The 20,096-nt window shown below is 40.0% G+C and carries 17 protein-coding genes; 4 read left to right on the top strand and 13 right to left on the bottom strand.

Translation table 11 applies throughout. The features are described 5' to 3' along the window. Nucleotides 1-12: 12 nt before the first annotated feature. Entirely contained in the window at nucleotides 13-732 is a 720-nt protein-coding gene (locus FTU64_RS00085) for a pseudouridine synthase (protein ID WP_180007350.1), read from the bottom strand. Between the two features lie 151 nt (nucleotides 733-883). Between FTU64_RS00085 and FTU64_RS00080 the strand changes: the two genes are divergently transcribed. Next, nucleotides 884-1,339, top strand: coding sequence for a DUF441 domain-containing protein (locus tag FTU64_RS00080; RefSeq protein ID WP_180003104.1), 456 nt, complete (start codon nucleotides 884-886; stop codon nucleotides 1,337-1,339). A gap of 32 nt (nucleotides 1,340-1,371) precedes the next feature. On the opposite strand, the gene FTU64_RS00075 is transcribed toward FTU64_RS00080, so the two are convergent. The 10 genes from FTU64_RS00075 to FTU64_RS00030 form a co-directional block, all read right to left on the bottom strand. Continuing rightward, the gene (locus FTU64_RS00075) at nucleotides 1,372-2,538 is read right to left on the bottom strand and encodes a CynX/NimT family MFS transporter (RefSeq protein ID WP_252725837.1); all 1,167 of its coding nucleotides are present in this window, start codon (nucleotides 2,536-2,538) and stop codon (nucleotides 1,372-1,374) included. A 305-nt stretch (nucleotides 2,539-2,843) separates the two neighbouring features. Then, nucleotides 2,844-3,854, bottom strand: a complete 1,011-nt coding sequence (locus tag FTU64_RS00070) for a sensor domain-containing diguanylate cyclase (RefSeq protein WP_180003108.1) — start codon at nucleotides 3,852-3,854, stop codon at nucleotides 2,844-2,846. A gap of 253 nt (nucleotides 3,855-4,107) precedes the next feature. Then, nucleotides 4,108-4,431 (bottom strand): gamma-glutamylcyclotransferase family protein, encoded by a 324-nt coding sequence (locus FTU64_RS00065; protein WP_180059098.1) that lies wholly within the window; start codon nucleotides 4,429-4,431, stop codon nucleotides 4,108-4,110. A 12-nt stretch (nucleotides 4,432-4,443) separates the two neighbouring features. After that, a complete protein-coding gene (locus FTU64_RS00060) occupies nucleotides 4,444-5,364 on the bottom strand; it encodes a LysR family transcriptional regulator (protein ID WP_078189020.1) in 921 nt (306 codons plus the stop codon). A 181-nt stretch (nucleotides 5,365-5,545) separates the two neighbouring features. Beyond that, nucleotides 5,546-6,532 carry an ion transporter gene (locus FTU64_RS00055; protein ID WP_180007353.1) on the bottom strand — a complete coding sequence of 329 codons (987 nt, stop codon included), beginning with the start codon at nucleotides 6,530-6,532 and terminating at the stop codon, nucleotides 5,546-5,548. 148 nt (nucleotides 6,533-6,680) lie between these two features. Continuing rightward, nucleotides 6,681-8,396, bottom strand: a complete 1,716-nt coding sequence (locus tag FTU64_RS00050; protein ID WP_180007354.1) for an AAA family ATPase — start codon at nucleotides 8,394-8,396, stop codon at nucleotides 6,681-6,683. A gap of 96 nt (nucleotides 8,397-8,492) precedes the next feature. Beyond that, nucleotides 8,493-10,508 (bottom strand): hypothetical protein, encoded by a 2,016-nt coding sequence (locus FTU64_RS00045; RefSeq protein ID WP_180007355.1) that lies wholly within the window; start codon nucleotides 10,506-10,508, stop codon nucleotides 8,493-8,495. A 212-nt stretch (nucleotides 10,509-10,720) separates the two neighbouring features. Continuing rightward, nucleotides 10,721-11,488, bottom strand: coding sequence for a 1-acyl-sn-glycerol-3-phosphate acyltransferase (locus FTU64_RS00040; protein WP_180059018.1), 768 nt, complete (start codon nucleotides 11,486-11,488; stop codon nucleotides 10,721-10,723). Between the two features lie 11 nt (nucleotides 11,489-11,499). Then, a complete protein-coding gene (locus tag FTU64_RS00035) occupies nucleotides 11,500-12,615 on the bottom strand; it encodes a beta-ketoacyl-ACP synthase III (protein WP_111885081.1) in 1,116 nt (371 codons plus the stop codon). Nucleotides 12,616-12,645: 30 nt separating this feature from the next. Beyond that, nucleotides 12,646-16,596: a DUF3418 domain-containing protein gene (locus FTU64_RS00030; RefSeq protein WP_180059017.1), complete on the bottom strand. Its 3,951-nt coding sequence runs from the start codon at nucleotides 16,594-16,596 to the stop codon at nucleotides 12,646-12,648. Between the two features lie 513 nt (nucleotides 16,597-17,109). On the opposite strand from FTU64_RS00030, the gene ahpC reads away from it, so the two are divergent. From ahpC to FTU64_RS00015, 3 genes are all read left to right on the top strand, one after another. Next, a complete protein-coding gene (gene ahpC / locus FTU64_RS00025; RefSeq protein WP_078193727.1) occupies nucleotides 17,110-17,673 on the top strand; it encodes an alkyl hydroperoxide reductase subunit C in 564 nt (187 codons plus the stop codon). Between the two features lie 291 nt (nucleotides 17,674-17,964). Next, complete coding sequence (locus tag FTU64_RS00020; RefSeq protein WP_180034674.1) at nucleotides 17,965-18,441, top strand: hypothetical protein; 477 nt, start codon at nucleotides 17,965-17,967, stop codon at nucleotides 18,439-18,441. A gap of 218 nt (nucleotides 18,442-18,659) precedes the next feature. Further along, nucleotides 18,660-18,866, top strand: coding sequence for a KTSC domain-containing protein (locus tag FTU64_RS00015; RefSeq protein WP_078189026.1), 207 nt, complete (start codon nucleotides 18,660-18,662; stop codon nucleotides 18,864-18,866). An 85-nt stretch (nucleotides 18,867-18,951) separates the two neighbouring features. Here the strand turns inward: FTU64_RS00015 and FTU64_RS00010 are convergent, their stop codons facing one another. Beyond that, a complete protein-coding gene (locus tag FTU64_RS00010) occupies nucleotides 18,952-19,545 on the bottom strand; it encodes an O-methyltransferase (protein ID WP_180054618.1) in 594 nt (197 codons plus the stop codon). Between the two features lie 57 nt (nucleotides 19,546-19,602). Beyond that, nucleotides 19,603-19,821: a DUF1653 domain-containing protein gene (locus FTU64_RS00005; protein ID WP_168378866.1), complete on the bottom strand. Its 219-nt coding sequence runs from the start codon at nucleotides 19,819-19,821 to the stop codon at nucleotides 19,603-19,605. Nucleotides 19,822-20,096: the final 275 nt, after the last annotated feature.

The raw sequence follows: 20,096 nt of genomic DNA, 5'->3' as shown, positions 1-20,096 counted from the left end.
GCCCTGTACCTATTACTGTGAATTTAGATTTTCACGAAATTTCGATTGTTCAATTTGCGCTGCATTCAAATAGATCCATTCACCCTCAGCAATATCTTCAAGCTTTAATTGTCCTATTTGAGCACGATGTAATGTTTCAACTTTATTGCCGACAGCCGCCAACATCCGCTTCACTTGATGATATACCCCTTGATGGACAGTCATTTGCAATTGATGTGAAGCCAATAGCTGTACATCGGTTGCAGCGAAAATGCCTTTTTCGTTTCGAAGCTCCACGCCTTGTTCTAATTGTTGTATTTGCTCAGGTGTCACAGGATCTGCGGTATGCATCGAATACACTTTGGCAACATGCTTTTTAGGGTGTGTAAGCGCTTGTAGATATTGACCATCATCCGTGAGCAGCAACAGTCCAGTGGTGTCTTGATCCAGTCGCCCGACGCATTGCAGACCACGATTTAACAGCACATCATCAAATAATTCAAAAACACTAAAATGATGGGTTGCCTGATGCGAACATTCATAACCTTGAGGTTTATTTAACGCGATATAAACATGCTCACGATAGGTATAGTCCTGTCCATGCACACTGTAAGTTAAATCATTCAAGTCCAGCTTTTGCTTTGGATTATCTACAATCTCACCGTGTATTTCGACCGCACCATTTTTAATCAACTGTTGGCAATATTTACGCGAACCAAAACCTTGTGATTGCAGCATTTTTTCCAAAAACATAGAACAACCTAATAAACACCATATATTGCTATTTTATACTGAACCACGAGCCAACTTGCAGGAAAAATAGCGGAAATAATCTTGAACGCCAGTTTTTAATGTTTCTGCGCTACACTATTGATTATTTATTGAAGTTTCTCACGAATATCCTATGTCTCAGTTGGATTTAAATCTGATCGTGTTATTGGTGTTATTGGCTTGTGGCATCTTTAGCCACAATACAGCGATCACCATAGCAGCAGGTGTCTTGATTATTTTCCGCATCACGCCTTTAAGTGAATTTTTCCCCTATCTGCAACAATATGGCTTAAACATTGGCATTATTATTTTAACCATTGGCGTACTCACGCCGATCGCTAGCGGAAAAATTCCTGGTGATTCGATTTTAAAATCCTTTTTAAGTTGGAAATCCCTCGTCGCAATCGCCATTGGCATCTTTGTCGCATGGCTAGGCGGACGTGGTGTCAAACTGATGTCAAATCAGCCAGATGTGGTTGCCGGGCTATTGATTGGGACAGTCGCAGGTGTTGCGATGCTGCGCGGTGTACCTGTCGGCCCACTCATTGCAGCAGGCATCTTGTCGCTACTGATTGGGATTAAACAATAAGGCTGTTGCTGACATAGCGGTTTAACAAAATTTTAATTTGAGCCATGCTGCATTTGAAATAAACGTCGACTAAGCATGATTCCAACGAATGATAATGCTGACATCAAGATCCCCGCCCAAAACCACGCTCCAGTTTGTGAAACCACAGTGGCAATCACAGGTGGCAGAACAAATTGTGATATGGCAGAGCATTGTAAAATCATGCCGACCGTCGTACTAATTGCCGCAGGATAAGGTGCAAAATGTAGTGCTTGCGCAAAAACCGTCGCAGCAACTAAGCCTCCAAAAAGCGAAAAACTAAACACCGTTAAATATTGCAGTAAAAACGGTAACGCATCTTTAGAGAGATAAAACCCTAAGGAGCAAATGATCAAAACAGCAAAACCCAGTTGGACTAAAGTTTTAGCTTGAAAACCACGCTGTAATAACAGTCCGCAACCCCATGTGCCCACAGCATTCGCAACGGCAACACTGGCTGTTAAAGCACCCGCCAGCTCTGCTGAAATTTGATTTTGCGCATAAATCATCGGTAAGAAGCCCACCAATGCAAACCACTGCCCTGCATATGTCCCAAAAATGAGCGCCAAAAGCCATGCTGCAGGATGTTTCAAAGTATCCCGAATGAGACCAATAATAGGTGTTGTATTCAGTGCCACATTAGGCTGAGGAATAAACATGGCGATACAGAGTAGTAATGTTGCAGTAATCATAGCGAAACTGAGCCAAACCACACTCCAACCATATTGAGCAATTAGAAATGGCGCAACCAATAAGGCTATGCCCATACCTCCGCCCATATAAGCACTCCACAGTCCCATCTTTGCGCTGATGTGCTGTAGCGGTACAAGCTGACGGATAAATGCAGGCCCTGTGAGTGTCACCAATAAGAAGCCAAATCCTTCTATGACACGCAGTAGCAACAAGACATCAAAGCTTTGTGCAAAGCTCCCCCATGCACTTGCTATCGTCAATAGACTTAAGCCCAATAAGATACACAGTTTAAATCCAATTTTTTGGATATAACTACCAATCAACAATGCAAAGCACATTCCTGCACCCTGTACTAGTGAGAGCAATAAACCAGACTGAATAAAGCTAATGCCGAGTTGCTGTTGTAATACAGGTATTGCGGGCGGTAGTTTCCCGATATGCATTGCAGCAATAAAACCTGCCGCAATAATGAATAAATCTTTTGACATCCCTTTCATTGAATTGTCATGCTCTTTTCGCCATGCAATAGTGCACAGCTTAACAATTCAAAATATTATTTTGAGTCAAAAAACAAATGACCTTAGATGATTTTTCAATTATTTAATCATCTTGCACCGTCACATGCTAAGCGCACTTTGATTTAAATTAAACAACGATACTTAGTCCTGTCATCTGCGATTGTTTGAGACAACACGTATTCCCATCAAAAATGTTTTTTCTGATACTTTCAATAATTTGGCGGTAGTGAAGGAATTCACCTGCATAACAATTAGTGAATTATTTAAGCAGTGAGTTATTCAATATTTACTTGTTTCCGTTCACGCTTATTGGCGTACATTTTCAAGTCTGCCATTTCGACCAATTGATCGATGGATTCGGCATCCTCTGGAAATAAAGCCATGCCAATACTGGCACCAATTTTCAAACTCATTTGCTCAAATGCAAACGGTAGTCCGCAACTTTCTGCGATTCGATTCATCGCCGTTTGCGCACGCTCTAAGTTGGCAATATTGGTTAAAATCACAGCAAATTCATCACCACCCAAGCGTGCAACCAAGTCATCTTGACGTGTTTCACGCAAAATGCGCTGTGCAATTTCTTTCAGTGCAGCATCCCCAATGCGATGTCCAAACTGATCATTAATCGGCTTCAGACCATCCATATCAATCATCAAGATACCTAGCACTTTTTTCTGCGCACGTGCTTTTTCTATACCTTGGCGTAAAAAGTCGACAAACAAAGCCCGATTAGCTAAACCTGTTAAGCTATCTTGAGTCGCCAATTTATATAACTCTGTCGCACCGAAACGTGTTGCATGGTACATCGCCGCAGCGATCAACTCAGACATCAAACTCAATATATGTAAATCGGCTTCCTGAAAGGCATCGACTTGGTCAGAGTAAATCTTTAAAACACCGACACCTTCATCACAATGAATCAATGGCACTACTGCCATCGAACGCAATCCAACACGTTGACATGCCACGCGATCTACCCGTGCATCTGTTTCCGAATCTTGGCAATACAGTGTTTGTTTTTGCGCTATACATAGACCCGATAAACTATTTTCAATATGAAGTCTTAAACCCAGTAAATGACTCGCCCCACCAGACACTGCACGATAGACCATATCACCATCTTCAGCCAACTCTACAACTGCACCTTTAGCATGTGTAATCTGCTGCGCCTGTTCTGCCACTACGGTCATCACTGCATTTAGATCTAAACCCAGTTTGGCAATAGCTGTCTGAGTTTGAATCACAGACATGAGTTGAGTTGGTGAGGGTTCTATAGAATTGGGCATGATTGAGTTCAAACAGGGTTCAATGTGAGATACAGCTCAATTCTAAAAATTATTCATCCACTTGTATAGCAATCTTAAAGTAATTTCTGTGCATTCAAGCACTTTAGATACAACTCTTTCAAATACTGCTCTTCGAAAGAAAATGCACTCAAGGAAACAACAGAGCAAGCAGAATCATCGATACATATTTCGAAGGTTGGGGAAGTCATGATGTATGGATGACCCACGTATTTCACGACTCTCCCCCTGAATATTATTTCAAGGCGTAAATTTCACTCTGCATCCATTCTCCGCCTTCCAATTGCACATCAACAGCCACACGTTGATATTCAGCACCTTCAAATTCATCTAAAGCCGCCCAATGAGCTGCTAAGTTTTCAGAGATAAAAACATAGCCTTCAATGGCTTGACCTGCCTTCGATAAACGAATGCCCGGACTGCCCATCGCTGCACCCCAGCCTTTATGTTCTAATTCACCCCAAACCACACCTTTCTTCCACACACCACCTATGCGCTCCATCACATTAGCATTGGGCTGACCTAGACGTAATGTCCCGTATACAAAAAGACTCTGAATCATAGATCCCCCTTAGTTGGAATAATATTGATTGCGTTTTTGTGAGAATTTCGCCAACTGTTTTAGGAAGCCTTCAAAGTAGCTTTTTTCAGCCTCTTCGGTACGATAGCCTGCGTACAAGGTCCGTCTTAAACCTTCAGGTGAAACACAATCTAAACGTCGAGAGGTCACCCAACCTTTTTGTTCATATTCATTTACCACCCAATCTGGTAATGCCGCAATACCACGACCACTTGCAACCAACTGAATCAGCATCTGGGTCAAATCTGTAGTACGAACGTGTTTAGGCTGAATATTGGCCGGTAAAAATAATTTTGCCATGATATCTAAACGATGTTTATCGACCGGATAGGTAATAAGCGTTTCTTCTGCTAATTCTTGAACAGTCACATTTGTTGCACGAACCAAGGGATGCGTATTTGACAGTACCAAACGAGACTCATATTCAAAGATAGGGAAATATTCCACACCTTTTAAATTGATCGGATCTGCCGTAATCAGAAGATCAAACTCGCCCGTTTGTAATAGTTCATGCGGATTGGCTTCAAAGCCAGAGGCAAAGTCTAAATCTACATCGGGGTATTGTTGACGGTAGACATTCAATAACGGCATGAGCCAGTCAAAGCAACTATGACATTCAGAAGAAAAAATAATTCGGCCGGTTTGACCATGCACAATACGTGTAATGTCCGATTGCGCAATTTGAACTTGCGGCAAAATGTCATCGGCAAGGCGTAGTAAACGTTGCCCAACATTCGAAAAGGTCACAGGACGTGTCCGTCGGTTCACCACCTCTACCCCATACCAATGATCAAGCTCTTTCAACTGATGTGAAAGCGCAGAAGGCGTTAAACACAGATCATTAGATGCAGCGACCAAAGAACCATGTTCTCTGAGTGCCAATAATGTTTTGAGATGGCGTAATTCCAACATAATGAGTTCCACAAACGACATACTGAATGAGCTGAAAATCAGTATTTTTAAATTATATTTATCATATCATGATATTTATGAATCATATTCATCATAAATTTTATTTAACTATTTTTTATTCACATGAATATACTTCATCAAGTTTTACTGAATCATCTTTAGCTAATGTGTTTTTTTCACATTACAAATCAGGTAATTTTTTTCCACAATGCGGGCAATATGCATACTGCTCACGCTCCTGCTTTAATGATTCCTCTTTTTGCTCACGTAACAATTGCCAAATAATATCCTGTGTTTGCTCACGGGTTAAACCCACTGTTTTTCGGATTTCTTCGATTTTTTCAGGCTCAAGTACAAAATCAATTTCACGATTTTGAATCAACTCACGAAAACTGAGTTCTAATTGTTGTTTGCGTTGCTCCAATTCATGTGCCAAACCATTGGCTAAAATACCTGCTGGCAATGCTGCCAAGCCAACCCCTAATATCGTAATCATTGCACCTAATATCCGCCCAACAGGGGTTATCGGTGTTACATCGCCATAACCGACCGTCGTTAAAGTAACAACAGCCCACCACATGGACGCAGGAATAGAACTAAAGACCTCTGGCTGTGCTTTACTCTCAACTAAATACACCCCAGCTGCGGCCATAATAATCATAATAAATAAAATAAAAACAACAGCTTGAAATGAACCTTTTTCACGTTCAATGACACGTAACAAAATTTGCAACGACACAAAATATCGAGTTAATTTTAATAAACGCAGTAATCGTAAAATACGTAAAAAACGCAAATCAAAATGGACAAAGAAATTTAGATATGCAGGTAAAATTGCCAATAAATCAATAATTGCGCCACCACTTTTTACCCAATTCAAACGATTACGCCAAGCGGAGTAAAATGGGTCTTTATCTGCAATCGACCAAAGCCTCAATACGTATTCAACACTAAATACAATGATTGAAAAATTTTCAAAAAAATCAAAGTAAACTTGATAAGACAAATAAATATCATTGACCGATTCGAGTAAAACCGCAGCAGCATTACCTAAAATCAGCAATATCAAAGCATAGTTGAGAAAATGACTAAATTTAGTTTCATAATCATCATTATGTAAATTGTTATAGACAAATTTACGCAGTGAATACCATGCACTAAAAGTCATAATTCAAATCGTTAGCAAATTAACTTGCTACAGTGTAAACCATCGCTTAGGAAAAATACGAATCCTTTAGACAGTCTACTGTTAAATCTATTGAACGATATTAACCACACTTTATTCATCAGTATTTTTCGTATGCACCATATATCCATTATTCCACAAATAATAAAGCCAAACGAACTTGGTCATATCCCATGCGTGGACTGGTTAACTCCACAATTGGACGCAACTTAACCGTGCCGTCATCATTATAATGTGCTGGGTCTTGTCGTTTCGCCAAACGTTTATAGATTTTACGCACCTGCTCAACCACATCTTCTCCCGGATGTGCCACCGAGATATCCAAACCTTGCTCTTTTTGCAGACGAGCCAAATGATTAATAATCGTAGCTGGTGTTAAACCACGCTCCACAGCAATATCTTGAATTTCATAACCTTCCTCAAACAACTCACGAGTTTGATCTAAAGTCGCTGTGGCAAAGCTTTGTTTCACACCAGTTTTGGCAATTTTCTTTTCATTGCGCTCGATTTCCACTTCATTCAGTGTTCCGCCACAGTGGCGAATAAAGGCTTTATGTTGTACGGTTAAATCAGCCTCTGCAAAATTGGTTTCCGCTTCGTCAGAGAGTTCCTGAAAGCGTCGATCGGCTTTAATCGCCAAACTGTCGAGTTCTAAGGCTTGTTCATTAAAGCCAAGTAAACGCAGACCATCTAATGTTTTTAAACGAGACAATGCCACATACCCCTGACCCTTTTCAAAAGTATGCGTCAAGTTAATTTCAGCCGCTGCAAGAGTCATCCCTTGAGATTTATGAATGGTGATCGCCCAGGCCAAACGCAGTGGAATTTGTTGGAAACTGGCAATGGTTTTACCATCATCATTATCGACAGACCATGTTTCAGGTTCGACCACCAAGGTCGTGCCGTCCGTAAGTTTTACTTTAGGCAAGATGCCATATTCATCATCTTCTTCAAAACCTATCACTTCACCGAGGCTGCCATTGATATAGCCCACGTCAAAGTTGTTTTTTACAAACATCACTTTGGCATTTTTCTTTAAGGTCAAAGTTTCCGGCGCACGCACTGAAGATTTTAAGGTTTCGATCAGTTTATCATTACCATCACATTGGGCATCAAACTGGCGAGATTCTTGCTCAATTTCATTTAGATGTTTATAGTTAATACTATCTACATCCATATTATGGGTATACAAGCGCGTAAAGGTTTCACCTATATTTTGTGAACTTGTCTGCCTTAAAGCATGCAAATGATCGCCCGTAATTTGCTGAGCACGAATCGCATTTAAAATATCATTGAGATAGTCATTACCCTGACGATGTTGTTCGGTCAAATAACACACGCGAAACTTCGCTTCTACCCATGCCTCAGACATAAAGCAAAACTTGTCACGGTTTAATTCACCTTTGCGTCCCACAGGGGGTAACTGGAAGAAGTCACCTGCAACAATGACTTGAATCCCCCCAAAAGCATCTTCACTGTCTTTAAAAAATTTTAAAACTTTATTCACCAAGTTTAATTGCTTGGCATGCAACATCGAAATTTCATCGATGATTAAAACTTGGGCATTTTCCAAATGCTCTTTTAAATATTTACGTTCTTTTAAGCGCTTTAACTCATCTTCGGAAATCGCATCTTTAATCCCAATCCCTGCCCATGTATGAATTGTCATGCCATTCATATGGGTTGCAGCAATCCCTGTAGAAGCCGTAATTGCCACCGGCACTTTGCGCGCTTTTAGATAATTGATGTACTGATTTAAAGTATAAGTTTTCCCTGCACCAGCCGAACCTGTTAAAAACACATTTTCGCCTGCTTTGAGCAGCTTGAGTGCAGTTTCTTGTTTCATAAGACCTATACCGTAAAAGAACGGCTATAGCCTAACGATTTTTGACTCAAAAGTTAAGCGCACAACACAGTTTCCTAAATCCGTATTTCGCCAATCTTACTTTAAGCTATTGAACCTATTTAAAAATTCTTTGGCGATATTTACTTTTTCTATTTCTGCTTGGGTATTATTTGAATACTCAAGTTGATCAAAAACCAAAATGTGGTTTTGCACATGACAGCCCAAAGTCATCGATACATGCAAAATGGGATGGTACATATGAAAAGCTACATATACTCTTGCAATGATACTGGCGCTATAACTTGATGCCAAACAATGTTTAAAGTGAATAGATTCATCAATAATTCGATCGATGGTTTTTAATTCTTCAAAGACCCAATCTTGAAAATATATTTTGTCTTCTGTTGTAAATGGCTGCCAGACTGTTGTCGCAAATTTACGCTTTAATTGAGTTAACATTTCTTGCTTTTGTTGCTTAGCATGCCAATGCACCGCCTGATGAAAGACCCCATTCCAGGTAATATTTTTAGGGACTGTATGACCTGTAGAATAAGTCGCACTAACATAGTCACGCACATATGCATCAAATACAGATACTCTTAAATTAGCATGCTTTAAATAAAATAAATTTCGAAAATCCTGCAGTTGAATTTTATGCTGTCGTAACATACTTAAAAACTGGCGATTTTCTTGGGTTTCTGGACGGATATAATCCATCAAAGCCTGCGGTAATTGCTGCGTACAACGTACTAAATGTTGCAGATAGGCCTGCATAATACGGCTCAAAGGTAGATAGACTTTTTTTATGGCCTGATCCTCTGCGCCTAACACCTGTCGCATTAAGATCAACCACTCATCTAAATACAAAATCGATGGGCTGATCACTATACGATGGTCATCATGCTGCTGATATTTTCGCTGTAAAACAAACTGTAGATTTTTTTCATGATTAAACCAATCATGTTCATGCGCAATCGTATGACAATTTTGAATAAATAAGCGCGCTGCAACAAATTGAAAATGTTGTAAGGTTGTAAGAATCAATGCGGGATGAATATGCTGCGTATCGACAAAACTTAATGCCGTCACAGCCACTCGTACATTACTGTGTTGAAAATTACGACTCAGCCAATCCAACACTTCGACTGACTGCTTGAACATCCATCGCACTGCACGGTTGTTATCGAGTAAAGGGAGTTTTCCACATTTTTTTTGCCAAATTGCTGTAGCTTGCACAAAATTACTGTGGCTTAATATGTCCTGCTCTGCCCAAACATCCCGATGCATCAAACGAATAAAACCCAACAAATTGGGACGCTCATATGCATGGTCGAGCAACAAAATAATATCTTCTATATGTTCATTTAATTCTTGTAAATTGAACCGATCTTCATAACTCAAACTCATGATCCGGTAAATCGTTGGATCTAAAAATTGTGCTGTAGCAAAACAAATCTCGTCCAAACTATCCATCAAGAGCTGTATCGGCAATATTTCAGCTTCTGTAAGTGAATGAAGCGCAAACATCTGCTCAATCTTTTGCATCAACCAATGTGGTAGACAGATTTGGCATTCGATATACGTTTGTAATAGCGGTGTCTGATAAATCTGCTGCTCTTGCATCAGCTGATCAAAAATTTGCGCTTCAACTGCTGTCATCTGTGCTAAAAACTGCTGAACACGCGCTGGCCCATTTAGATGTTGAAAAATCGACTGTAAGATCAATTGTCTAAATTGCTGTGCTTTTTCTCTGAGCAAGAGTGAATGTTGCGGCTTTAGGTCGCCAGTAAAAAAATACAATTCATGAAATAAGAAATCTTCTACTACTTCAATACATGGCACTGTCGTATGCAATTCAGCAATTTTGATGGGTCTAAATGGACTTCTAGGAAACTGATAGCCAATCGATTCACGACTTTGTAGCTGTAAGGTCCACAGTCCATTACACAGTTGAATGCGGTGCTGCTCTTGTTCAATTTTAAAGATATTTTGTGAATTGAGTGCTGTAGCAAGATCCATTTGCTCTTGATACAACTGCTTTAAACTTGGAGATATTCGAATAAGTTGCCGAGCAATATGCTCAAGCTGCGGGGTCAAGCTTTTCTTTTCCATCTTCCGCCCTAACGATCGTTGATTATTTTTCAACCTTCACTATAGTCAAAGTTTAATGCTCCGACTAATGCCATTAATCAGCCGAATAGCTGTACAAAAGGTCAATACAAAGGCGTTCAATAAAAAAATCTAAAAGCTATTGTTGTGACAAAATTCACCATAATTTTGAGCTGTGACGAATAAAAATGAATGAAGTTGAAGAGTAGTCACTATTATTGATCTGTAGAATATTGTTCTGAACGGATTTTCTTAAGCTGTTCTATCGCATTGTAAATATCTTGTTGTAGTGCCTCTCGATAGAGCTTTAAATCCTCCACACTCTGAATATGACTCAAACTTTGACGGGGTAAAAATTGAAAATAGAATGGAATGCGCTTGGGGATAATACGCTTGGGTAAAGACGGAATCACATCACCATGGCGTAATAATTTATCGAGTTTTTGTATTTTTAATAGTTGTTTAAACCAACGATGTTCAACGATCACACTGGCATCAAAACCCAGTTCAAAGACTTCATCTCCACCTAAAGCGGCAAAAGGCACGATATCATAATTAAATTCTTGCGCCAGTTTTAAAAAGCCATAACGTTGCTTCCAAATCAGTTGATAGGCTTCGCCTTTTCGCTTCAAAACCTCTCGACCACCACCGGGAAAAACTAAAATGGAATAACCTTGTTGCATCACTGTTCTGACATAGTCCTGAATGCCTTGGACTGCACCGAACTTTTTGACCATGCCACGCCAACCGGGCAAATAAAAATGGCTATGATCAGCGATACTGACCACAGCCACTTTATGTTCATTGTAGAGATAATCAATAATCAACGGTGAATCGAGTACACCGTAAATTGTATGATTCCCTACATACATTGCAGGTTTTGATGCATCAATATATTCAGCGCCAAAAAAGGTCGGCGTGAAATACATGCGGGATAAAGCGCTTAAACGCTTTATCCATTTTGCATCATGTTCAACCTGCAAATGTGCTGACCTTAGGCAGCATCATGTTTTTGAACAAGTACAGAACCTACTGAGTAGCCTGCACCAAATGAGCAAAGCACACCGTATTCGCCATGGTTTACTTCATTTGCTGTACGGTGCAACGCAATAATGACACCTGCTGATGAAGTATTGGCAAATTCATCAAGAATGATTGGCACAAGGTCTGGCTGAGCATGTTCTTTACCCACAACCAGTTTCAGAATCAATTCATTCATGCTGGCATTTGCTTGGTGTAACCAGAAGCGTTTTACATCTGTTGCCGCAATTTTATTGTCATCCAATTGCTTAGTGATCATTTTCGCCACTAATGGACACACTTCTTTAAATACTTTACGACCGTCTTGACGGAAACGGTTGTTGTCGATGTCAGCATCGACTTCACTCATATTTAAGTAACCGAAGTTGTTACGAATGTTGTTTGAGAACTGAGTAAACAGGTCAATATCCAACACTTCAAAACCAGCTTTGGTTTCAGTTTCTTCAATGATCGAAGCCGTTGCAACGTCACCAAAGATGAAGTGACAGTCACGCATACGGAAATCTGTGTGACCAGATGTGATCTCAACGTTTACCAATAACACGCGACGAGCGCCTGATTTGATCGCGTCATAGGCTTGCTTGATACCAAAAGTTGCAGCTGAACATGCAACGTTCATGTCATAGGCATAACCCTGAATACCCAACGCAGTTTGAATTTCAATTGAAACGGCTGGATATGCACGTTGAATGTTAGAGCATGACAAGATCACAACATCGATGTCTTCAGCAGTCACACCCGCATTTTCCATCGCTTGCTTTGCAGCAGCTACGCCCCATTCCGCTTGAATAGACAATTCATCATTTGAACGTTCATGCAATACTGGACGTAAACGTTTTGGATCTAAAATACCGCTTTTTTCAGCAACATAACGTGCTTTTACGCCAGATGCTTTTTCGATAAATTCTGCACTTGAACCACGGCGCGCTTCTAGCTCACCGGCTTCAATTTTTTCAGCATTATCACTGTTGTACTGTTCCACATAAGCATTTAAAGCTTCAACTAACTCTTCGTTAGTAATTACGTCTTCTGGATGATAAAGACCTGTACCCGTAATGCGGATGCCCATGTAAAACTCCTTTTAGAAATTACCTATATCTTAACTGATTCCGAGCTTATCCCATACTTTTTGCAAGCGGGATGGAGAAATTGGCATCTTGGTCTTCATTGGTTGAGAGAAAATAGAGATGCGTAACTCCTCAACCATGAAATACAATTCTTTAAGGCGAGTGTCATTTTTAAACTTAAATAATTTTTCCATCCATGGGTCAACTTGATCAATGGCAGAATTGTCCCTTTGTAGGTTATTTGGCAAGCGGTCTAAACGCAAGACTAATGCCTTCAAATATCTTGGAAATTCGAGCCACACATCGGAAGTTTTACCATAAACAAAATCTGAAAGTTGCATCAAATCGAGTTGATCTTCAATGTCATCAATGTTCTTTCCAAACACAGAATCATCTAAAACCAACAATTTCCGACGTATATCCTGCCATTGAATATAGGTTTCAGTTAAAACGGCTAATGCTTGTTGCCCATGGGTTAAGAAAGATTTCTTTACATTTAAAATCAGGTTTTGGTACTCCTGCACATTGACAGGTAGCTCATTTATTGCAAGCTGAAGTGTGGCATAAACTAACATTTGCTCTAGTTTGGCTTTGTCACCTAGCGGTGAATAAGCCAATGCCAAGGGTTTAGAAATCTGTGTTTTCAACTGACGAACTAAGTCCCCCAGCTGCATATGAACCAAACGAATGATCCCTTCGCGGTGTTGTTTAACTGCTTCAAATTGGTCATTGAAGGTCTGAATCACCACACCCGATTCGTCTTTGGCATCCAACTCTGCAAAGCCTTTGACTGGAACAAGCGCTTGGTATTGTTTCACCACCACACCCGTGACTTTTTGTGATGCTTCGAACACAAAATTATCAGGGAAGGTTTTAAACTCACCTTTTAACTGCTTAACTGGGCTGTGAGTTTCCGTACGACAGCGTGCTTTGAGTTCATCTAGATCACGACCTTGCTCAATCACACGGCCTTTTTCATCAATGACTTTGATTAAAGGCAGCAGATATTGCTCAACGCGTTCCCAAGAAAAGTCCTTATCTGTGATTTGCTCACCACGCAGTTGGAACGCCAAGAAACTAAAAATATGCTCGCGCAAATGCACGGCATCGACACGATCCATCAATTTACGCGCTGTATCTGGTATCGGCACCAAATGACGGCGCTTATCTTTTGGCAGTGCTTTAAGTAAAGCTTCAATCAGGTCTTGTCGCCAACCAGGTATACCCCATGACCAAATATTTTCATCCACTTGCGGCAAAGCTTGAACTGGAATTTTGACCGTTGCACCATCTTCATCATGACTTGGGTCAAAACGATAACTTGCAGCCAAACGCAGTTCACCATTACGTAGATAGTCTGGAAATTGCTGGGTCGTTGGACGGTCATTCATCCAAAGCGAATCATCATCGATAAATAAATAACGCGGATTTTGTGGTTCTACCGTTGCACGCCAGTCTTCAAAACTACGACGGCTTGCCACCTCTTCAGGCACTTTAACAGCATAAAACTGGTAAATGGTTTCTTCATCCACCACCAAATCACGACGACGCAGTTTATCTTCAACACGCTCAACTTCTTCGAGTTTTAATAAATTGTGTTTTAAGAACGGTGGCGTAATACCCAAATGTCCCGTCGTCAATGCATCGCGTAGGAAAATTTCATGCGCCGCCGGATGATCTACTTTTTCATAATTAATCTGACGACGTGGCTCAATAATCAAACCAAACAAAGAAATTTGATCATAGGCATTGACTACACCAGATTTTTTTGACCAATGAGGTTCAAAATAATGATGTTTCAACAAATCGCCTGCGGCCAATAAAATCCATTCAGGTTCAATTTTCGCCAACGTTCGAATATAAACCTGAGAGGTTTCAACCATCTCAAAAGCCATGACCCAAGGTGTATTGGTTTTATGCAAGGTTGATGCAGGGAAAATACGTGCCTTTTGCTGACGCACCGCCATGAACACGTTACGTTCATCGGTTTTATTGGCAATAAATGAAAGTAAACCCGTTAATAGCGCACGGTGCAGATTTTCATAATTGGCTTTCTTTTCATTAAAGGACAGTTTTAAACCCTGAGCCAAATCCACCAATTGCTCATGGGTTTTTTTCCACTCACGGAGGCGTAACCAACTCAGGAAATGGTTGCGTGCAAATGTACGACGCTTATTTTCACTCATGTCACGGTTGGCGACTAAAGCTTCCCATAACTTGATATAGAACAAGAAATCTGAGTCAGCTTCACGGAACAAAGCATGTTTCTGATCGGCCTGCATTTGTTTATCCGCAGGACGTTCACGTGGATCTTGTACCGCTAAAGCAGCGACAATAATCAAGACTTCATTTAATACGCCAAAATGCGCTCCGCCCAAAATCATCCGTGCAAGACGCGGGTCGATTGGCATTTTCGCCATTTGCTGACCAATTTTGGTTAAACCACCACCCTTCGCCGGAGGAAGCCCCCCTTTTGTAAAGGGGGATTTAGGGGGATTACTTTCAATAGAATCTCCCCCAACCCCTCTTTGCGAAAGAGGGGCTTTCCCTTTCTCAACCATCGCCCCAAGCTCAATCAAAAGCTTACGACCATCATTCACCAAACGATGATCTGGCGGCTCAATAAAATCAAAGTCTTCTAATTCACCAAAGCCCAAACTTTGCATTTGCAAAATAACCGAGGCCAAGTTGGTTCGTTTAATCTCAGGCTCAGTAAATTCAGGACGACTCATAAAGTCTTCTTCTGAATACAGTCGAATACACACACCCGGTGCGATACGACCACAACGACCTTTACGTTGATTTGCTGCCGCTTGCGATACAGCCTCAATCGGTAAACGTTGTACACGTGAACGATAGTTATAACGGGATATCCGTGCAAAGCCACTATCAATTACGTAGCGAATATTCGGTACAGTTAAAGCAGTTTCTGCCACGTTGGTGGCAATAATAATACGTCGCCCACCACCCGATGGATTAAAGATCTTTTGCTGTTCTGCCAAAGCCAATCGAGCATATAAAGGTAAAACTTCGGTATGACGTGGCCCAAACTTTTGCAGTGTTTCCTGTAACTCACGAATTTCTTGTTCAGTGCTGGCAAAAATCAAAATGTCGGCATGTTCAGGATGACCTTTTTCCTGCGCATCTTGAAAACATTCTTCTACTGCCGAAACCACGGCACGGGGTAAATTTTCTTCAAAATCATCAAATTCATCATCATCACTGCCGACAATACTCAGCTCTGAAATCGGACGATAACGGAGTTCTACAGGGAAGCTTCGACCTTCCACCTCAAAAATAGGTGCCCCATTGAAGTAATTAGAGAAGCGGTTTACGTCTAAAGTTGCTGAAGTAATAATGACTTTGAGATCTTTACGACGAGGCAAGAGCTGTTTGAGATAGCCCATGATGAAGTCGATATTCAGCGAACGTTCATGCGCTTCATCGATAATAATCGTGTCATATTTATTTAAGAATCGGTCATTGGCCAGTTCAGCCAATAAAATACCGTCGGTCATTAAACGGACGATAGAATCTTGTGAACCTTGTTCATTGAAACGAACTTTAAAGGAGATCGACTCCCCTAGCTTTTCGCCCACTTCTTCTGCAATACGTTGCGAAACGCTACGTGCAGCCAGTCGACGGGGTTGAGTGTGGCCAATTAAGCCTGTTAAACCTCGCCCAGCAAGCATGGCAATTTGCGGTAATTGTGTTGTTTTACCCGAACCGGTTTCACCTGCCACAATAATCACTTGATGCTGCTGAATCGCTTCAATTAGTTTGTCCGCATACTGCGTAACAGGTAAGTCTTGATTTAATTTAATATTTGGAATGCGGGCAATCCGTTCGCGCACTTTCGCATTCGACTTTTCAAACAAATCTTGAAATTTTTCAGGATTGGCTTCTTTGCCTTTTTTCAGCCGACTTAAGCGATGGCGATCACGAACCATGACCAATTGATCGACATTTAAATCTTTCGCCACCAAGAATACGCCTTACAACTACATGAAACCCGATATTCTACTCGGTTTCATCGCATTTCCCAATGCAACAATTGAAAACCCGAAGTGAATTTATCTGGCGCGACTGGCGTGGTGCGGTTTAGATCTCAAATCTGAAAATAGGATGAATTCGCCATATCCCCCTTCATCCGCCTAATTGAACAAAAGAAATGCTTCGCTGATGAGCGAATCGGCATGCCTAAAGATGGATTAAATCAACAATAGAAAAATTTAAATCACTTTTTTTAAATTTTACCCTTGAATTTTAAGGGGTGTGGCTTCATGTCTGTGTAGGGCGTTTAGGGTAGTTCCTGTCATTTAATCCTCACACAACTGCGGTTAAATGAGATGAAATACTGGTCTATTGGGAAATGAGTAAATCACTATTAATTCGGATTTTCCGATATTAGTTATGTAAAAATACTATTTCAGCAATAAGAAAAATTTCTGTACCCTATTGGAAATCAAAAACAAACCTCAATCATGGAGACAATGATGAGCTTAATTAATACTGAAGTTAAACCGTTTAAAGCACAAGCATTCCAAAATGGTCAATTCATCGAAGTAACTGAAGCTGATCTTAAAGGTAAATGGTCTGTTGTATTCTTCTACCCAGCTGACTTCACTTTCGTTTGCCCAACTGAACTTGGTGACCTTGCTGACAACTATGCAGAATTCCAAAAACTAGGTGTTGAAATCTACTCAGTTTCTACTGACACTCATTTCACTCACAAAGCTTGGCACGATTCTTCAGAAGAAATCAAAAAAATCCAATACGTAATGGTTGGTGATGCGAACTGGACTCTTGCTAAAAACTTTGACGTATTAATCGAAGCTGACGGTCTTGCTGATCGTGGTACTTTCGTTATCGATCCAGAAGGTAAAATCCAAATCGTTGAAATCAACGCTGGTGGTATCGGTCGTGATGCTCAAGAACTTCTTCGTAAAGTTAAAGCAGCTCAATACGTACACGCTCACCCAGGCGAAGTTTGCCCAGCTAAATGGAAAGAAGGCGACGCAACTCTTGCTCCTTCAATCGACCTAGTTGGTAAAATCTAATCTGTATTAGATTGAACTGATTCAAAAACCACGCTTTTAGCGTGGTTTTTTTATGCCTATTATTGGCGAGTATGTACCTCTATACACCCTACGCAGTTCACACTTTATTCATACAGCTATAACGCCCTAGCACTTTCCATCTATCTATAGATATTCATCAACTTAGCACTTACACAAATATAATAAAAATGCGCCTCATACCTGATAGTTTAGACTTACATCTTTGTCGGTATTTCAGTATTTTTAACTTGAATTTTAGGTCAATTGCTTATTTCAGGAAGATGTAAGCCCATGAAAAAATATTTCGTCTCGATCAGTTTAATTTTATGTTCGTTTACGACTTTTGCTGCCGTGAACTGCGAAGGTGAAATTAAAAACCAAAGTATTCGTGAAGATATTAAAGTCAAAAAAAATTGTCAGCTTGAAGGTTTAATTGTTCATGGCAATGTTATTTTAGAAAATGGCGCTAGTGTTGAACTGCATGACAATCATATAAAAGGCAATATTGAGTCTAATAAAAATTTTACCAAGATCATTGCCAATCATAACAATATCAGTGGCAATGTCGATTTTACGACAGGGAAAAACATCCAACTCCTCAATAACCAAATTTCAGGCGACCTGAAATTAAAGAAAAATAACGGCAATATTGTTCTAAATAATAATGAAATCGCAGGTAATTTGATTTGTCTTGAAAATGCTTTTTCAATTAATGGCAGCAACAACCAAGTCAAAGGCAATAAATCAGAACAATGCCGTAGTTTTTAACTCCCCCGACACCAACAAGTGAGAATGACGCTTATGGCATTTCTTTGAACTGGCATTATTTTTATCAAATTAGTTGATAAAGAAATGAAAAAAATGTGAGATAAAACATTATTTTTTAACAATTCTGCAATACTTCACGCCCTAAATTTGTCTTAATTTCAAATGAGATAAACCTTTAACTGCAGTATGACTATAACAACGCAATAAGGGGGTGGCTTATGACAACAACTGTTGTAACTTCTTGGAAATACAGTTCTTCTTCACGTTACTTAAAAATTTTTTATGCGAATGGTTCTGGGGATCTCTTTTATCCAGTTTCACCTTTTATTTATGATAATTTACTTCGATGTAGTGATAAAACGGCATTTGTCCACAAATATTTAGAATATGATCTACATTTTTCACGAGTAAGCCTACAGGGTTAAACCGCTACAAGCTTAGCGCTATAGCAACAGTATTTTATTAATTAAAAAATATTTTCGATCAAATCAGGGCTGAATGCCCTGATTTTTAGTTGCGCCAAGTCACCATAAAAAGCCCTGCACCCACATTTAATGTTGTACTGATAAAACGATCATCCGCTTCAACACGTTGGATAAATTCAGCGACCTCATTGGCATGTGACAGCACATTGTCCACGATTAACACGCCACTTTGAGCTTGTATCAATTCAGCTAAATATGGCCAATACGCGATATACGCATCACGTTCTGCATCTAATAAAATAAAGTCATAACGCTGATTTAACTGCTGTAAAAAATGCAGTGCATCGCCATGATGGAATTCGATGTATTCGGCTAAGCTTAAATTTGCCGCATGTTGTTTAGCTTGCTCGATACGCGCTGCATCAATTTCAATGGTTTCGACCCGCCCTTGTGTAGACTGTGCAGCATCTCCTAACCACAGCGTGGAATAACCTGTAGATGTTCCAATTTCCAAGATCTGTTTGGCTTGTTTTAAGCGAATTTGCATAGCCAAAAACAGTGCAGATTCAGGCTCAATATTTCGGTAACGCGCAAGTCGGTGATTTTGCGCAGCATCGTGAGCGCTAAAGTCTGCATAGAGTTGTTGCATATAGTTTTTAAAATTTGCATCCATGCTCATGATTCTGTCCTTTTACTATTTCATTCATATTTATAAATTGAAGGGCTAAATATCTGCTCAGTGGGTTTCTTGGATCAGCTTAAAACGTGGAATTACTTCACCATCAATTTCAACGGTTTCCATAAACATCTCTAATGGTCTAATCCACATTGAATAGTCGTCATATAAGCACTGATAGACCACAACTTTTTCACGCGTTTCACTATGTGTTGCAACATGAAAGACTTGATACAACTGACCTTTATAATGCTGATAAATCCCTTGCTTGACCTGCATGCCATTTCCCTAAAAAAATTCTCAATACAATAGCGTTGACTCTAGCATTGTCTTGCTTAAAGCGCGATGAATTCGTTTATTTTTCCACTATTTAACTTGTATTTCTCGATAGTGGCCCAATATTGACTGGATTCACATCGGTATATTCTTATGATTTAGAAAGAAATTTAATCATTTGATTTGTAAAACCGATTAATTTTATAAAAACAAACCGTTTCACCTATTTAATGGTTTGTTCTATCATTCTCTCATCAAATAAATTTACTCCTCTGGAG

The sequence above is a fragment of the Acinetobacter sp. YH12128 genome (assembly GCF_013418655.1).
Classification (GTDB): Bacteria; Pseudomonadota; Gammaproteobacteria; order Pseudomonadales; family Moraxellaceae; genus Acinetobacter; species Acinetobacter amyesii.
This window is presented reverse-complemented; position numbering and strand designations above follow the sequence as displayed.

Excerpts from the sequence above, each read along its gene's own strand:
- FTU64_RS00085 (WP_180007350.1), bottom strand. The coding sequence starts at position 732 with ATGTTTTTGGAAAAAATGCTGCAATCACAAGGTTTTGGTTCGCGTAAA.
- FTU64_RS00080 (WP_180003104.1), top strand. The coding sequence starts at position 884 with ATGTCTCAGTTGGATTTAAATCTGATCGTGTTATTGGTGTTATTGGCT.
- FTU64_RS00075 (WP_252725837.1), bottom strand. The coding sequence starts at position 2,538 with ATGTCAAAAGATTTATTCATTATTGCGGCAGGTTTTATTGCTGCAATG.
- FTU64_RS00070 (WP_180003108.1), bottom strand. The coding sequence starts at position 3,854 with ATGCCCAATTCTATAGAACCCTCACCAACTCAACTCATGTCTGTGATT.
- FTU64_RS00060 (WP_078189020.1), bottom strand. The coding sequence starts at position 5,364 with ATGTTGGAATTACGCCATCTCAAAACATTATTGGCACTCAGAGAACAT.
- FTU64_RS00055 (WP_180007353.1), bottom strand. The coding sequence starts at position 6,532 with ATGACTTTTAGTGCATGGTATTCACTGCGTAAATTTGTCTATAACAAT.
- FTU64_RS00050 (WP_180007354.1), bottom strand. The coding sequence starts at position 8,396 with ATGAAACAAGAAACTGCACTCAAGCTGCTCAAAGCAGGCGAAAATGTG.
- FTU64_RS00045 (WP_180007355.1), bottom strand. The coding sequence starts at position 10,508 with ATGGAAAAGAAAAGCTTGACCCCGCAGCTTGAGCATATTGCTCGGCAA.
- FTU64_RS00035 (WP_111885081.1), bottom strand. The coding sequence starts at position 12,615 with ATGGGCATCCGCATTACGGGTACAGGTCTTTATCATCCAGAAGACGTA.
- ahpC (WP_078193727.1), top strand. The coding sequence starts at position 17,110 with ATGAGCTTAATTAATACTGAAGTTAAACCGTTTAAAGCACAAGCATTC.
- FTU64_RS00020 (WP_180034674.1), top strand. The coding sequence starts at position 17,965 with ATGAAAAAATATTTCGTCTCGATCAGTTTAATTTTATGTTCGTTTACG.
- FTU64_RS00015 (WP_078189026.1), top strand. The coding sequence starts at position 18,660 with ATGACAACAACTGTTGTAACTTCTTGGAAATACAGTTCTTCTTCACGT.
- FTU64_RS00010 (WP_180054618.1), bottom strand. The coding sequence starts at position 19,545 with ATGAGCATGGATGCAAATTTTAAAAACTATATGCAACAACTCTATGCA.
- FTU64_RS00005 (WP_168378866.1), bottom strand. The coding sequence starts at position 19,821 with ATGCAGGTCAAGCAAGGGATTTATCAGCATTATAAAGGTCAGTTGTAT.